Source organism: Mycobacterium sp. NGS33, assembly GCF_059812885.1.
The window spans coordinates 13,853-28,302 of sequence record NZ_JCALDN010000014.1 but is presented as its reverse complement, the minus strand read 5'-3'; the positions used below and the strand labels follow the sequence as shown (position 1 = coordinate 28,302).

The following is a 14,450-nucleotide window of genomic DNA, read 5'->3' as shown; positions in this document are numbered from 1 at the left end:
GCAACAACAACAGCCCGCGGTGCGGCACAGTGCAACTGCGCGACGCTGGATGAGCATGGGCTCGAGGCGGGCTGACACGTCGGTCAGCTTACCCAATGACCCCGCGGTCAAGCCAACAGCGGTTTCAGCGCGGACCGCAGGTCGGCGGCGTTGGGCACTCCGGAGGTGCGGTATCGCTGCCGGCCGTCCACGTCGAAGATCAACGTGGTGGGCAGGGACAGGACCGAATACCGGTGCGCGGTCTCGGGGTTTGCGTCCAGGTCGATCTCGACGTGGGCCACGTCGTCCAGGTCCTCGCAGACCTGCTCCACCACCCGGCGGACCCGGTCGCACGGCCCGCACCACGGGGCGCTGAAGTGCACCACGGTCGGGCTGCTGCGGGACAGCCCCAGCGCCGCGATGTCGGCGTCGGCGTCCCGATCCGGCTCGGCGGCGATCTCCCTGATGGTTCCGGAGCGACGGGTCAGCCACCACCCGGCGAGGCTTGCCAACGCGAGCACCACGACGATCACGACGACTGCGGTCATGACTGTTTGAACCCCGCGAGGGTCACGGTTACTCCACGGGTGATGCCCTCGATGATGACGTCGGATCCCCGGGCTCCCTCGGAGGTCGGCGCGACACCGAAGGGCAGCCGCTGGTCGGGCAGCCGCCCGCTGAACGCATGCAGCACCGCATCACGCTTGTCCGCCGGAACCGTCTGGTTGGCGGTGTCCGAGCCGGTCAGCACGCCGGTCGGGGTGAACACCAGCGTCGCCGGGTCGTCCGGGGCGATGGACAGGTCGACCGAGACGCTGACCCGGCGATCGAAGCCCGCCGATTTGGGTGTCCCGGTGAACACCAGACCGTGGCTGTCCGAGATGCCCGACGCGGTGACGCCACCGGTGGAGGTGTTGGTTTCCTTGGGCGGCGCCTCGACCATCAAATCGCTGATGCCCATGAACCGGCCCAGGTGCGTCGAGTCGACGATGATGCGGCTCTCCAACTTGCCCACGGCGAGCTTCGCGTCCGGGCCGATCAGCCACGACGCCTGCGCCAGGTCCACCGAGTACATGGTGGCTTCCAGGGTGGCCCTGCCGGTCCTCGCATGGTCGATGGCGTTGGCCTTGATCTCCACCTGGCTGTAGTTGCCGCGCATCGCCTGGGGAAGGAACGGAAACGCCACGATCGCCACGAACGGGTCCGTTCCCAGCTTGGCCGCCTTGCGGACGCTGGACGACAGCCGGTATTCGGCATAGATGCTGGTCCCGTAGTCGACGCCGATTGCGCTGAGGGCGAGCACCGCGACCAGGATCGCCGTCGCGGTCACAGCAATCAGCACCTTGCGCACCCGCATATTGTGGCGTAACGCCCCGGAGCGGGTCGCCGGCGGATCGGTCGTGGCGGGGCTCACACTGGCTCGGCTACCACGCGAAAAAAGCAGGTGACACGTTATCGTTAGATGACCTGGTAACTAACGCTTGATGGCGTTGTGAATTTGGGAGATGCCGTTCCCCCGAGCTGGAGGGGCTAGTTGGAGCTACTACTGCTGACCGCGGAGCTGCATCCCGACCCGGTCTTGCCGTCGTTGTCCCTGCTTCCGCACACCGTCCGGACGGCGCCGCCAGAACCCTCTTCGTTGCTCGAGGCCGGGACCGCGGATGCGGTGATCGTCGACGCGCGCACCGACCTGTCGTCGGCGCGGGGACTGTGCCGCCTGTTGAGCACGGCCGGCCGGTCGGTTCCGGTGCTGGCCGTGGTCACCGAGGGCGGGCTGGTGGCCGTCAGCTCCGATTGGGGCCTCGACGAGATCCTGCTGCCCACCACCGGGCCGGCCGAGGTCGACGCGCGGCTGCGGTTGGTTGTCGGCCGTCGCGGCGGGCTCGCGGACCAGGAGAGCGCCGGCAAGGTCAGCCTTGGCGAGCTGGTGATCGATGAGGGCACCTACACCGCCCGACTGCGGGGCCGCCCGCTAGACCTGACCTACAAAGAATTCGAGTTGCTCAAGTACCTGGCGCAGCACGCCGGGCGGGTGTTCACCCGCGCCCAGCTGCTGCACGAGGTGTGGGGATACGACTTCTTCGGCGGCACCCGCACCGTCGACGTGCACGTGCGTCGCCTGCGGGCCAAACTCGGGCCCGAGCACGAGGCGCTGATCGGCACCGTGCGCAACGTGGGTTACAAGGCCGTCCGCCCGGCGCGGGGCCGCGCGCCGGTTGCCGAACCCGAGGATGCCGACGGCGCCGAACCGGAATCCGAACCCGAGTCGCAGGACGTCCAGGATCCGCTGGTCGATCCGCTGCATACGCAGTGACGTCGCCCGACTGGCGCCGCACGCTGACCGTCGACGAGCAGCAGGGCGTGCGCGAACTGGTCGGCGCGGCAACCGAATACGACGGGGTCGCGCCCGTGGGCGAACAGGTGCTGCGTGAGCTCGGCCATGACCGCACCGAGCATCTGCTGAGCACGAATGCGTCCGCGACGGGCGCCGACACGATCGTCGGCTATCTCAACCTCAGTCCGCCGCGCGACGGCGAAACCGGGATGGCCGAACTCGTGGTGCATCCGCAGGCGCGCCGACGCGGTATCGGGTCCACCCTGGCGCGCGCGGCGTTGGCCAAAACCGGTGCGGGCAACCGGTTCTGGGCGCACGGCACGCTGGAGCCGGCCCGCGCGACCGCGTCCGCGCTGGGCCTGACCCCGGTGCGGGAGCTGATGCAGATGCGGCGCTCGCTGCGCGATCTGCCCGCCACCGTGCCGGCGGTGCCCGGAGTGGAAATCCGCACGTACGCGGGTCCCTCCGACGACGCTGAGCTGCTGCGGGTCAACAACGCCGCCTTCGCCTATCACCCCGAGCAGGGCGGCTGGACGGACGTCGAGCTCGCGGAGCGGCGCGACGAACCGTGGTTCGACCCAACCGGCCTGTTTCTCGCGTTCGGCGACTCCCACAGCGATCAGGCCGGCACGCTGCTGGGTTTCCACTGGACGAAGGTGCATCTCGACCGGCCGGGCCTCGGCGAGGTGTATGTCGTGGGCGTCGATCCGTCGGCGCAGGGCCGCGGACTGGGGCAGGCGCTGACCGCCGTCGGCATCGAATGGCTGGGACGGCGCCTGGCCGACGCCGCCGACCCCACCGTGATGCTGTACGTGGAGTCGGACAACGTCGCCGCGGTGCGCACTTACCAGCGCCTGGGCTTCACCACCTATAGCGTCGACACCGCATACGCGGTCGTACCCGCGGCCAACTGACCGCGGGTACGAGCGCCAGCTAGCCAGATCGTTAATCTGGTCGTGGCTACCCAAACGTTGCTGTGGCTTGCGGCGGCACATATTTTCGCCGTCGCTTGGCAACCTCACACGACAGATAGCCAGCGGCACCCACATGCGTCCGGAACGCATCAAGAAAGCGAGATCGGTGAGGCTCGACAGGCAGGGCAGGGCGCTGGCCGCCGTGGCGTTGGCGACGGCGCTCGGTACCGGAGCGCTGAGCGCCTGCGGTAGCGACGAGAACCGCCGCGGGGCCGCCCCGCCCACCGTCTCCGGGATCACCGGAACCGCGGGCTGCGGCGGCAAAAACAAGCTGACGGCGGAGGGCTCGACCGCTCAGGAGAACGCGATCACGGTGTTCAACCAGGTGTGGGGCCAGTACTGCCCGGGCAAGGCCCTGGCCTACAACCCGACCGGATCGGGCGCCGGCCGTGAGCAATTCATCGCCGGGCACGTCGACTTCGCGGGCGCCGACTCGCCGCTGGTCGCCGATCAGATCGGCCCCGCCGCCAAACGCTGCGACGGGAACCCGGCGTGGGACCTGCCGCTGGTCTTCGGGCCGATCGGGATCGTCTACAACCTGCCCGGGAATCCGGACCTGGTGATCAACAGTGACGCGCTGGCCAAAATTTTCACCGGCAGGATCACCAGCTGGAACGACCCCATCCTGGTGGCGCTCAACCCGGGAACGGCGCTGCCCGCCACCAAGATCACGCCGATCTACCGCACCGACTCGTCGGGAACCACCGACAACGTTCAGAAGTATCTGACCGCGGCCGCGCCGCAGAGCTGGCCCAAAGGGGTCGGCACGGAATTTCAGGGCGGCGTCGGGGAGGGCGCCGCGAAGTCGGCCGGCGTCATCCAGGCCGTGCGGGCCACCCCGGGCGCCATCGGATACGTCGAGAAGGGCTTCGCCGACCAGGCCCGCATGCCCTACGCCAAAATCGCCACCCGCGGCGGGGTGATCCCGCTGACCAACGACACGGCCGGCAACGCCGTCAAAGCGGCGAAATTCCTGGCCGAAGGCGATGACCTGGTGCTCGACCTCAACGCGATGTACGGCTCCGAGGAGCCGGGTGTGTATCCGTTACTGCTGGTCACCTACGAGATCGTGTGCTCGAAGGGCTACGACCCCCAGACCTCCGCCGCGGTCAAATCGTTCCTAGCCATCGCCGCCAGCAGCGGGCAGGGCGAGCTGGCGAGGGCCGGGTACGTGCCCTTGCCCGATAAGGTCAGGGAACGACTGGTTACGGCGATCGATGCGATGCAGTAGCCGAGTGAACCGGGTATCAAGGAGCGACAACAGGACTGTGACGGGATCACAGTGACGGGGTTTTCCGGGGCAAATCCCCATGACGCGGGTTCGGGCGCGGTCGTCGCGGCGCCGTTTCCGGAGTCGCAGGCGACACCCACCAGCCCCTGGGGCGAGGGCCGGCCCCACGTCGGGGACCGGATTTTCCGCTGGCTGGCGCAGTCGTCGGGCGTGTTCATCATCGTGGTCATCGCCGCGATCGCGGCGTTCCTGCTCGGGCGCGCGATACCGGCGCTGCACCGCAATCGGGAGAACTTCTTCAGCTACGGCGGGACCTGGGCCACCACGGACACCTCGGCGATGCATTTCGGCATCGCCAGCCTGGTGCCGGTCACCGTGTTCGTGTCGCTGTTCGCGTTGATCCTGGCCATGCCGGTCGCGCTGGGCGTCGCCATCTTCATCACGCAGTACGCGCCACGGCGGGTCGCCACGCCGCTGGCCTACTCGGTGGACCTGCTGGCCGCGGTGCCGTCCATCATCTACGGAGCCTGGGGTTTGTACGTGTTGGCGCCGCAGCTGCGGCCCGTCGCCACGTGGCTCAACCGGGCGATGGGCTGGTGTTTTCTGTTCGCCAGCGGCAACGCGTCGCCCGCCGGGGGCGGCACCATCTTCACCGGCGGGATCGTGCTGGCGGTGATGATCCTGCCGATCATCACCGCGGTCACCCGCGAAGTGTTCGTCCAGACGCCGCAAGATCAGGTCGAGGCCCTGCTGGCGCTGGGTGCCACCCGTTGGGAAGTGGTCAAGACGGTCACGCTGCCGTTCGGGCGGTCGGGCTACGTCAGCGGCTCGATGCTGGGGCTGGGCCGCGCGCTGGGTGAGACCGTGGCGCTGCTGATCATCCTGCGCGGGACCCAGGCGGCATTCGGCTGGTCGCTGTTCGACGGCGGCTCCACCTTCGCGACCAAGATCGCCGGCGCGGCGGCGGAATTCGACGACCGATACCGGGCCGGCGCCTACATCGCCGCGGGACTGACGCTCTTCGTGCTCACCTTCCTGGTCGACGCCGTGGCACGGGGCGCCGTCGCCGGGGCGGCGCGCAAGGGGGCGCAATGACCTCGATGCTGGACCGCCCGCTCAAGCCGCGGACCTTCTCGCCGGTCAGCCGGCGCCGCCGTATCACGGATGTCGTTGCCACGCTTCTGGTTTCATTGTCTCTGCTGATCGCCGTGACCCCGTTGGTAATGGTGTTGTGGTCGGTGGTCGCCAAGGGGTTCAAGGCGATCATGTCGACCGTATGGTGGTCGCACTCGCAAGCCGGAATGACGGCATTCGTGACCGGTGGTGGCGCCTACCATGCGCTGGTCGGTACGGTGCTGCAGGGATTGGTATGCGCCGTCATCTCGATCCCGCTGGGCCTCATGGTCGCGATCTATCTGGTCGAGTACGGCGGCGGCACCCCGCTGGGCCGTTTGGCCTCGTTCATGGTGGACATCCTCAGCGGTGTGCCGTCAATCGTTGCGGCGCTGTTCATCTACGCGTTGTGTGTGGCGACGCTCGGGCTGCCGCGATCGGAGTTCGCGGTCTCGCTGGCGCTGGTGTTGTTGATGCTGCCGGTGATCGTGCGTGCCACCGAGGAGATGCTGCGGATCGTGCCGGTGGATCTTCGCGAGGCCAGTTACGCGCTGGGCATCACCAAGTGGAAAACCGTTGTCTGGGTGGTCATCCCCACCGGGCTCTCGGGCATCGTCACCGGCATACTGCTGGCGATGGCCAGGGTGATGGGGGAGACGGCGCCGCTGCTGATCCTCGTCGGATACGCACAGGCGATGAACTTCGACATCTTCAGCGGGTTCATGGGGACCCTGCCCGGCATGATGTTCAACCAGACATCTGCGGGTGCGGGCCTGAACCCCATCCCCACGGATCGGTTGTGGGGCGCCGCATTAACCCTCATCCTGGTGATCGCCACCATCAACATCACGGCCCGCGTGATAGCGAAATTCTTGGGCGCCAGGAAGTCATAGGCAGGAGCAGTAAGTGGCCAAACGGTTGGACCTCAAGGGCGTCAACATCTACTACGGAGCGTTTCACGCGGTCTCGGATGTGACGCTGTCGGTTCTGCCCCGCAGCGTGACTGCGTTCATCGGCCCGTCAGGGTGCGGCAAAACGACGGTGTTGCGCACGCTCAACCGCATGCACGAGGTGGTGCCCGGCGGGCGGGTCGAGGGCAGCGTGCTGCTCGACGACGAAGACATCTACGGCGCGGGCGTCGACCCGGTCGGCGTGCGCCGGGCCATCGGGATGGTGTTCCAGCGGCCAAACCCGTTCCCCGCCATGTCGATTCGTGACAACGTGGTCGCCGGCCTGAAGCTGCAGGGGGTGCGCAACCGCAAGGTGCTTGACGAGACGGCCGAGTATTCGCTGCGCGGGGCAAACCTGTGGGACGAGGTCAAGAACCGCTTGGAGCGGCCCGGCGGCGGACTGTCCGGCGGGCAGCAGCAGCGCCTGTGCATCGCGCGGGCCATCGCCGTGCAACCCGACGTTCTGCTGATGGACGAGCCGTGTTCGGCGCTGGATCCGATCTCGACGATGGCGATCGAAGAGTTGATCAGCGAACTCAAACAGGACTACACCATCGTCATCGTCACCCACAACATGCAGCAGGCGGCGCGGGTCAGCGACTACACGGCGTTCTTCAACCTGGAAGCAGTCGGAAAACCGGGCCGGTTGATCGAAGTCGACGACACCGAGAAGATCTTCTCCAACCCGAGCCAGAAGGCCACCGAGGACTACATTTCCGGCCGCTTCGGCTAGGCCGTCGGGTTTTGGTTACTGCGACGCGGGTTTCGCCTCTTCCTCGGGCAGCCTGCCGGTCGCTTGGAAGATGACCCGACGGGCCACCTCGACGGCGTGATCGGCGAAGCGCTCGTAGAACCGGCCCAGCAACGTGACGTCGACGGCCGCGGCGACGCCGTGTTTCCACTCACGGTCCATCAGCACCGAGAACAGATGCCGGTGCAGATCGTCCATGGCGTCGTCTTCTTCGCGGATGCGGGCGGCCTTCTCCGGGTCGCGGGACAGCACCACCTCTTGGGCGCTGTTACCCAATTCGACTGCGATGCTGCCCATTTCGGCGAAATAGCCGTTGACCTCCTCGGGCAGGGCGTGCTGGGGATGACGCCGGCGGGCGATCTTGGCGACGTGCAACGCCAGCGCACCCATCCGGTCGATGTCCGCCACCATCTGGATGGCACTGACGATGGCCCGCAGATCACCGGCGACCGGTGCCTGTAATGCCAGGAGTACGAAGGCGCTTTCTTCGGCGCGCGCGCTCAGCGCGGCGATGGCTTCGTGATCGGAGATGACTTGTTCGGCAAGCACCAAGTCGGCCTGCAACAGAGCTTGGGTGGCCCGCTCCATGGCGATTCCCGCCAAGCCGCACATCTCGCCGAGGCGCTCGGATAATTCCGAAAGTTGCTCGTGGTAGGCGGTCCGCATATCACCAAGGGTACGGTCTCCCCGCCCGAAACGGACAGCGCAGCGCCGTCAAAAGCGGTTACTCGCAGGTGGTGTCGGCCGCGTTGGTGACGGTCAGGTCCTCGGGCAGCTTCGCCGGAGCATTGCTCGAGCCGCGTTCGATCTGCAGACTCATCGACGAGCCGCTGGGCGAGGGAGTGCTGACCGACTTGAAGTCGGGGCCCAGTACCACCTGCACGACCTGCCCGTAGCCGGAAACCCGCTGCACTTTCGCGTTGTTGAACGAGGACGCGACGGTGGCGGCGGCCTCCTCGTTGCCCGGCGAGAAGAGCACCGTCGTCGCGGTCACCGAACTCGGGTAATCGTCGGGCGACATCACGTTGAAGCCGTCCTGCTTGAGCTGAGTGGTCGCGGTGGCGGCCAGCCCGCTCTGCGTGGTGGCGTTGGAAACCCGCACCGTCACCCCGCTGGGCGAGGTCGTGGTGATCTGCTCGTGTTGCGCCTCGGCCGTCGGCGCCGGCGACTTCTTCGTGGTGGGCGCCCTCGACGGCCCCTTGGTCGGGGACGCACTCAAATTCTGCGCGTTCTGGTCGTTTTCCTCGGGCAGCGGATCGTCGTTGATGATGGCGTCGAACAGCGCCCGCATATCGGCCGTCCGCGGCGGCTCGTCGCCGTTCTGGTCGGTCACACCGGTCGGCACGGTGACGAACGTGACGTGCCCGGCCGCCATGCCCTGCAGCGACTGGCCGAGCTGGACCAAGTCCTTGGACTGCACGTTGTCGACGACGGTGTCACTGATGAACATGTTGACGACGTTGTTGAGCTTGTTCGGGTCCAGCAGCGTGTCCTCGGAGATCAACGAGCGCAGCAGCGACGACAAGAACAGCTGCTGGCGTTTGATCCGGCCGTAATCGCCGTTGACCTCGGTGGTGACCTGGCGCGCCCGCACGTAGTTCAGGGCGGTCGAACCGTCGAGGACCTGGCGGCCACCGTGTTCGAGGACGGTGCCCAGCTCGTAGTCGTGCAGCGGCGTGCTCGAGCACACCTCGACACCGCCCAGGGCGTCGACCATCTTCGCGAAGCCGGAGAAGTCGACGGCGATGAAGCGGTTGATGCTCAGGCCGGACAGCTTCTGGATTTCCTTCACCAGGCACTTCGGGCCGCCGAAGGCGAACGCCGAGTTCAGTTTGGTCTCGGTGTAGATCGTCTTCGGGCCGTAGGTCTTGGTCTTCGGGTCGTAGAGGGGCCCGTATTTGCCGGTTTCGGGATTCCACGCCTCGCATTGCATCGGCGTGATCGCCAGGTCGCGGGGGAACGACACCGCGACCACACGCTTACGGTTGGCCGGAATGTTGACCAGCATGACCGTGTCCGAGCGTTCGCCGTCGGCGTCGTCGGTGGTGCCGGCGCCCATGTTGGCGTTGTCGCCCAGGCGCGAGTCGAGACCGACGATCAAGAAGTCCTCGTCGCCGTACTGTCCACCCGGGTCGCGGATGTCGCTGGAGTTCCGGTCGAGCGCGCTGATCGTGTTCAGCCGGGCGTTTTTCGACGCGCTCCACTGCCACGCCCCGCCGGTCATGACCAGGGCCAGCACGGCGGCGAAGGCGGCCGTCGACCGGGCGGCCAGCAGCAGCGGACGGCGCCGCCGTTTGGGCGCCACGGTGGGCGCGGGGGCCTCGTCGTCCGGGTCGTCGTCGTCCGGGTCGTCGTCGTTGGGATAGTCGGCGGCTTCGAGGGCCCGAAGTTCGGCGACCGCGTCCACGGAGTAGGCCAGGTCGTCGATCACCTGCGTGCGCTGCAGCTCGATCGGCAGGCCCGGCTCGGACCCGGACGGTTCGGGCTCGGCATCCTCGGGCGCGGCGCGGTGGTGGACGGGCCGGTCGGGGGCGCCGATCTTGGCGATCAGATCCGCGACGCTGACGCCGCCGCCGGCGTGGGAGCCACCCCGGTCGGTTTCGTCCGCGGCCGGCTCGACGCGCTCGATGCCGGCCTCGGGCTGCCAACGGTGCAGGCTGTCATCGGCCGGTGGTTGGAAGAACCGCTCCCAGGGGGCGGCGCCCAGCGGTGCCGGGTCCGGCGCGATCGGGCGGGCGTGCGCCCCGCCGGGGCCGTGCCGACCATTACGAGTGGCGTCGTTCTCGGCGTCACTCATGTCCTACCGGCCTCCGAAGCTCTGATGCAGACGTCAGCGTATGCGTGCGTAGTGTCTAGCGCAGCGCACCCATCGTGAGCGCTGCCGCGTGTGCCAACCATGTTGTGTCGCCCTCGCGCAGCGGCACCGAAGTCATCCACTACCAGAGCGCATGCAACAAAGCCCACATGGTACTGAGTTATCCGTCCGGACGCGATTTCGCGTTGGCCGGCTCAGCCCCCGGAGTGCATGACGTCGGCGCCCGCCGGCACCGTGCAGTCGTCAGGGTCGGTCAGCCAGCCTTCGGGCAGCACCACCCGCGCCGGTGAACCCTGTCGGCCGCGCGGGCCCGTCGCCTCCTCGGGGAACGGCACCGTGGGGTCCAGCCGGTCGAGCAGACGGTCCAGCTCGTCGAGCGTCTTGACCATCGCCAGCGCTCGGCGCAGCTCGGAGCCGGCCGGAAAGCCGTGCAAGTACCAGCCGACGTGCTTGCGGATGTCGCGCATGCCCTTGTCCTCGCCAAAGTGCGCGGCCAGCAGCTCCCCGTGCCGCCGCACGATGTCGGCGACCTCGCCCAGCGTGGGCGGCGTGGGCGGCGCGCCGCCGGTGAATGCGGCCGACAGCTCGGCGAACAGCCACGGCCGGCCGAGGCAGCCGCGACCGATGACGACGCCGTCGCAGCCGGTGGTGGCCATCATCGTCAGCGCGTCGCTGGCGTCATAGATATCGCCGTTGCCCAGCACCGGGATGGTCGTCACGTGCTGTTTGAGCGCGGCGATCTGGTCCCAGTCGGCGGTGCCGGAGTAGCGCTGCGCCGCCGTGCGGGCATGCAGCGCGACGGCGGCCGCCCCTTCGGCTTCGGCGATGCGGCCGGCGTCGAGGTGGGTGTGGTGCTCGTCGTCGATGCCGATGCGGAACTTGACGGTCACCGGTATCCGGGTGCCCTCGGTGCCGCGCACCGCCGCGGCGACGATCTGGCCGAACAGTCGCCGTTTGTATGGCAGCGCCGAGCCTCCACCGCGCTTGGTGACCTTGGGCACCGGGCAGCCGAAATTCATGTCGATGTGGTCGGCCAGGCCTTCGTCGGCGATCATCTTCGCGGCGGCGTAGGTGGTCGCGGGGTCGACGGTGTAGAGCTGCAGCGACCGCGGCGACTCGTCCGGGGCGAACGTGGTCATGTGCAGCGTGGCGGGATGACGCTCGACCAGCGCACGCGCCGTGACCATTTCGCAGACGTAGAGCCCGCTGACGGTGCCGACCTTGGCTTGCTCCAGTTCACGACACAGCGTCCGGAAAGCGACGTTTGTGACGCCCGCCATCGGAGCCAGGACCACCGGGCTGGCGAGCGCGATGGATCCGATGCGCACCGCTCGGTTACCGCCGGCTCATGGTCAGGGTGCCGGCGGTCTGGTGCAGCTCGAAGGCCGTGGTCCGCTTGCCGGTGCGCGCTTCCCGCTCCAGCTGGCGCTGCTTCGAGACCTCGAACTTGTCGCAGGTCGTCTCGAGTTCCTTGATCAGCAGCGCAAGGTCGTCGCGCAGCGCGGCCGCCTCGCCGGTGAAGTCCTCGCGCTCGAAGATGCGCCATTTCTTCAGCACCGGCATGACGACGTCGTCGAGGTGGATGCGCGGGTCGTACACACCGCCCACCGCGATCATCACAGCCTTGCGGCGGAACTCGGGCACCTGGTAGCCGGGCATCTGGAAGTTGCGCAGCACCTTGTGCAGCGACCGCATCGCCTGGTTCGGCGACGCGTCGAATCCGGCCTCGCTGACATCCCGGTAGAAGATCATGTGCAGGTTCTCGTCGGCCGAGATCTTGGCCAGCAGCTGGTCGGCGATCGTCTCGTTGCAGGCCCTGCCGGTGTTGCGGTGCGAAATCCGGGTCGCCAGCTCCTGGAACGTGACATAGATGACCGAGTCGAACAGGCTCTCGGCGAACAGATCGGCGCGGATCTGGTGGTTCTGGCCCGGGCTAAAGCCGCGGTTCACCACCTCGATGCGCAGCTTCTCGAGCTCGACCGGGTCGACGGCGCGGGTGACCACCAGGTAGTCGCGCAGCGCGATGCCGTGCCGGTTCTCCTCGGCGGTCCACCGGTTGACCCACTGGCCCCAGGCACCGTCCAAGCCGAAGTTCATCGCGATCTCGCGGTGATAGGACGGCAGGTTGTCCTCGGTCATCAGGTTCTGCACCATCGCCACCTGAGCGACGTCCGAAAGCTGCGACTGACCGGGCTCCCAGTCCTGCCCACCGAGCGCGTAGTAGTTCTTGCCGTCCGACCACGGGATGTAGTCGTGTGGGTTCCAGTTCTTGTGCATGCTCTCGTGCCGGTTCAGGTATTTCTCGACGAACGGCTCAAGTTCCTGCAGGAGCTGTAGGTTTGTCAGCTCGGCTGACATACGGCCTCCAGTTATCTGTGTCGATGGGTAGCAGTCAATATATCTGTGTACTTCGGTAGCATCAAGTTCCTCGTGCGGCGCGCCAGGTGACGTTTTGATGCCGGTTTCGAAGTGGGCTCGATCGGTAGGTCTAGCTGTACGTCTTGCCGATGCCGCGCGAATGAAAACGCGTCAGACAGACTTGCCGAGCTCACCGGCCGGGACGTACGGCGCGGCGCTGATGTGTAGCAGGTTGATGCAGTAATCGATGAACTGCTTGCGACTGGCGCCCAGTTGCCCGTGCAGGTAGGCGGTGAACAGGCTCGACAGCCCGCCCACCAGGCTGGTGGCGATCATCTTCTGCAGCACGGCGTCGCCGATGCGCGACAGCTTGCGCTGCAACAGGTCGATGAAATTGGGCATCCACTCCGCCCCGGAGCGGGTCAGCACCGGCTCCACTGCCGGCGCCAGCAACAGCACGCGCCCGCGCACCGGGTCGTCGACCATCAGCTCGACGAAACGCTCGACGGCTTCCCGCGGGGTCGTCGCCGACGTCAGCGTGTTCATCGCGCGCGTGCAGACGTCGTCGTAGACCGCGCGCACGAATTCGTCACGGTCGGCGAAGCTTTCGTAGAAGTAGCGTTCGGTCAGCGCGGCCGCGCGGCACACGGCGCGCACGGTCAGCGCCGGCCCCCCGGGGCTGCCGAGCAACTGCACCCCGGCATCGATGAGGTTGTCACGGCGAAGCGCGAGACGGCTCTCCAAAGGGACGCCGGTCCAGCGTCCCCGTCGTTGACCCGTCTGCACATCGCTCCTAAGCTCTAAATTGACAACGGTTGTAGTCAGAATTTCCACGATACCTGCAGGGATTCAATAGTGACTCAAGATACGTCCGCATCGTGCCCCCTGACCAGCGACGTAGCGCGCAGCGATGGCGTCGCCACCGCTGAGCAGTCGGTTTCGGCCGGGCCGACCGACGCGTCCGGCGGCGTCGCAGGCGGCTGTCCGGTATCGCCGGCGGGATACGACGCGCCACCGGCACCGCTGGGACCCGACTCGCTGACCTGGCGGTACTTCGGCGACTGGCGGGGCATGCTGCAGGGCCCCTGGGCGGGATCGATGCAGAACATGCACCCGCAGCTGGGCGCGGCGGTCATCGATCACTCCACGTTCTTCCGCGAGCGCTGGCCGCGCCTGCTGCGCTCGTTGTATCCCATCGGGGGCGTCGTCTTCGACGGGGAACGCGCGCCCGTCACCGGCGCCGAGGTTCGCGACTACCACGCCGACATCAAGGGGGTCGACGAACAGGGCCGGCGCTACCACGCCTTGTACCCCGACGTCTTCTACTGGGCGCACTCCACCTTCTTCATGGGCACCATTCACGTCGCCGAACGATTCTGCGGCGGAATCACCGAGGAGCAGAAGCGCCAGCTGTTCGACGAACACGTCGAGTGGTATCGGATGTACGGCATGAGCATGCGGCCGGTACCCAAGTCGTGGGAAGAGTTCCAGGTCTACTGGGACCACATGTGCCGCAACGTGCTGGAGAGCAATTGGGCCGCCCGGGCCGTGCTCGATCTCACCGAGCTACCGAAACCCCCTTTCGCGCAATGGATTCCGGACACGCTATGGGCGGCGCAGCGCAAACTGCTTGCCCCGTTTTTCGTCTGGGTGACCGTCGGGCTGTATGACCCGCCGGTGCGCGAGCTGATGGGCTATCGGTGGTCACGCCGCGACGAATGGTTGCATCGGCGCTTCGGTGACCTCGTTCGCGGGGTGTTCGCCTTGGTGCCAAGCAGATACCGCAAGCACCCGCGGGCCCGCGCCGGTTTGGACCGGGCGAGCGGACGGATCCCCCTCGATGCGCCGCTGGTGCAGACCCCTGCGCGCAATCTGCCGCCCGAAGACGAGCGCGGCAACCCCAAGCACTACTGCCCGGTGGTCTCCTGAGCCGCTGCTGCCGCG

14 protein-coding genes are annotated in these 14,450 nt (G+C 67.4%); 7 read left to right on the top strand and 7 right to left on the bottom strand.

Annotated features, from left to right (window positions below; all coding sequences use genetic code 11):
- Positions 1 to 107: 107 nt before the first annotated feature.
- Positions 108 to 527, bottom strand: a complete 420-nt coding sequence (locus AC5Y5B_RS19185; protein ID WP_112631199.1) for a thioredoxin family protein — start codon at positions 525 to 527, stop codon at positions 108 to 110.
- Positions 524 to 1,336, bottom strand: a complete 813-nt coding sequence (gene lmeA / locus AC5Y5B_RS19180) for a mannan chain length control protein LmeA (RefSeq protein WP_112631198.1) — start codon at positions 1,334 to 1,336, stop codon at positions 524 to 526. The genes AC5Y5B_RS19185 and lmeA overlap by 4 nt, the downstream gene beginning before the upstream one ends.
- Positions 1,337 to 1,513: 177 nt before the next feature.
- Here lmeA and AC5Y5B_RS19175 point away from each other — a divergent pair, with 177 nt between their 5' ends.
- The 6 genes from AC5Y5B_RS19175 (at position 1,514) to pstB (ending at position 7,315) form a co-directional block, all read left to right on the top strand.
- Positions 1,514 to 2,293, top strand: coding sequence for a winged helix-turn-helix transcriptional regulator (locus tag AC5Y5B_RS19175; RefSeq protein WP_112631196.1), 780 nt, complete (start codon positions 1,514 to 1,516; stop codon positions 2,291 to 2,293).
- Positions 2,290 to 3,228 (top strand): mycothiol synthase, encoded by a 939-nt coding sequence (gene mshD, locus AC5Y5B_RS19170; RefSeq protein ID WP_500006143.1) that lies wholly within the window; start codon positions 2,290 to 2,292, stop codon positions 3,226 to 3,228. Before AC5Y5B_RS19175 ends, mshD begins: the two co-directional genes overlap by 4 nt.
- 166 nt (positions 3,229 to 3,394) lie before the next feature.
- Entirely contained in the window at positions 3,395 to 4,519 is a 1,125-nt protein-coding gene (gene pstS, locus AC5Y5B_RS19165; protein ID WP_500006142.1) for a phosphate ABC transporter substrate-binding protein PstS, read from the top strand.
- Positions 4,520 to 4,570: 51 nt separating this feature from the next.
- Complete coding sequence (gene pstC / locus AC5Y5B_RS19160) at positions 4,571 to 5,614, top strand: phosphate ABC transporter permease subunit PstC (RefSeq protein ID WP_500006141.1); 1,044 nt, start codon at positions 4,571 to 4,573, stop codon at positions 5,612 to 5,614.
- A complete protein-coding gene (gene pstA, locus AC5Y5B_RS19155) occupies positions 5,611 to 6,525 on the top strand; it encodes a phosphate ABC transporter permease PstA (protein ID WP_112631190.1) in 915 nt (304 codons plus the stop codon). Before pstC ends, pstA begins: the two co-directional genes overlap by 4 nt.
- Positions 6,526 to 6,538: 13 nt before the next feature.
- Positions 6,539 to 7,315: a phosphate ABC transporter ATP-binding protein PstB gene (pstB, locus tag AC5Y5B_RS19150; protein WP_112631188.1), complete on the top strand. Its 777-nt coding sequence runs from the start codon at positions 6,539 to 6,541 to the stop codon at positions 7,313 to 7,315.
- A gap of 15 nt (positions 7,316 to 7,330) precedes the next feature.
- Here the strand turns inward: pstB and phoU are convergent, their stop codons facing one another.
- The 5 genes from phoU to AC5Y5B_RS19125 form a co-directional block, all read right to left on the bottom strand.
- The gene (gene phoU / locus AC5Y5B_RS19145) at positions 7,331 to 7,999 is read right to left on the bottom strand and encodes a phosphate signaling complex protein PhoU (protein ID WP_112631186.1); all 669 of its coding nucleotides are present in this window, start codon (positions 7,997 to 7,999) and stop codon (positions 7,331 to 7,333) included.
- 58 nt (positions 8,000 to 8,057) lie between these two features.
- Positions 8,058 to 10,130, bottom strand: a complete 2,073-nt coding sequence (locus AC5Y5B_RS19140; RefSeq protein ID WP_112631184.1) for an LCP family protein — start codon at positions 10,128 to 10,130, stop codon at positions 8,058 to 8,060.
- A 212-nt stretch (positions 10,131 to 10,342) separates the two neighbouring features.
- A complete protein-coding gene (gene dusB / locus AC5Y5B_RS19135) occupies positions 10,343 to 11,476 on the bottom strand; it encodes a tRNA dihydrouridine synthase DusB (RefSeq protein ID WP_112631182.1) in 1,134 nt (377 codons plus the stop codon).
- 7 nt (positions 11,477 to 11,483) lie between these two features.
- The gene (locus tag AC5Y5B_RS19130) at positions 11,484 to 12,506 is read right to left on the bottom strand and encodes an acyl-ACP desaturase (protein ID WP_112631180.1); all 1,023 of its coding nucleotides are present in this window, start codon (positions 12,504 to 12,506) and stop codon (positions 11,484 to 11,486) included.
- Positions 12,507 to 12,677: 171 nt separating this feature from the next.
- The gene (locus AC5Y5B_RS19125; protein WP_112631178.1) at positions 12,678 to 13,292 is read right to left on the bottom strand and encodes a TetR/AcrR family transcriptional regulator; all 615 of its coding nucleotides are present in this window, start codon (positions 13,290 to 13,292) and stop codon (positions 12,678 to 12,680) included.
- Positions 13,293 to 13,361: 69 nt separating this feature from the next.
- Here AC5Y5B_RS19125 and AC5Y5B_RS19120 point away from each other — a divergent pair, with 69 nt between their 5' ends.
- Positions 13,362 to 14,435, top strand: a complete 1,074-nt coding sequence (locus AC5Y5B_RS19120; RefSeq protein WP_112631176.1) for an oxygenase MpaB family protein — start codon at positions 13,362 to 13,364, stop codon at positions 14,433 to 14,435.
- Positions 14,436 to 14,450: the final 15 nt, after the last annotated feature.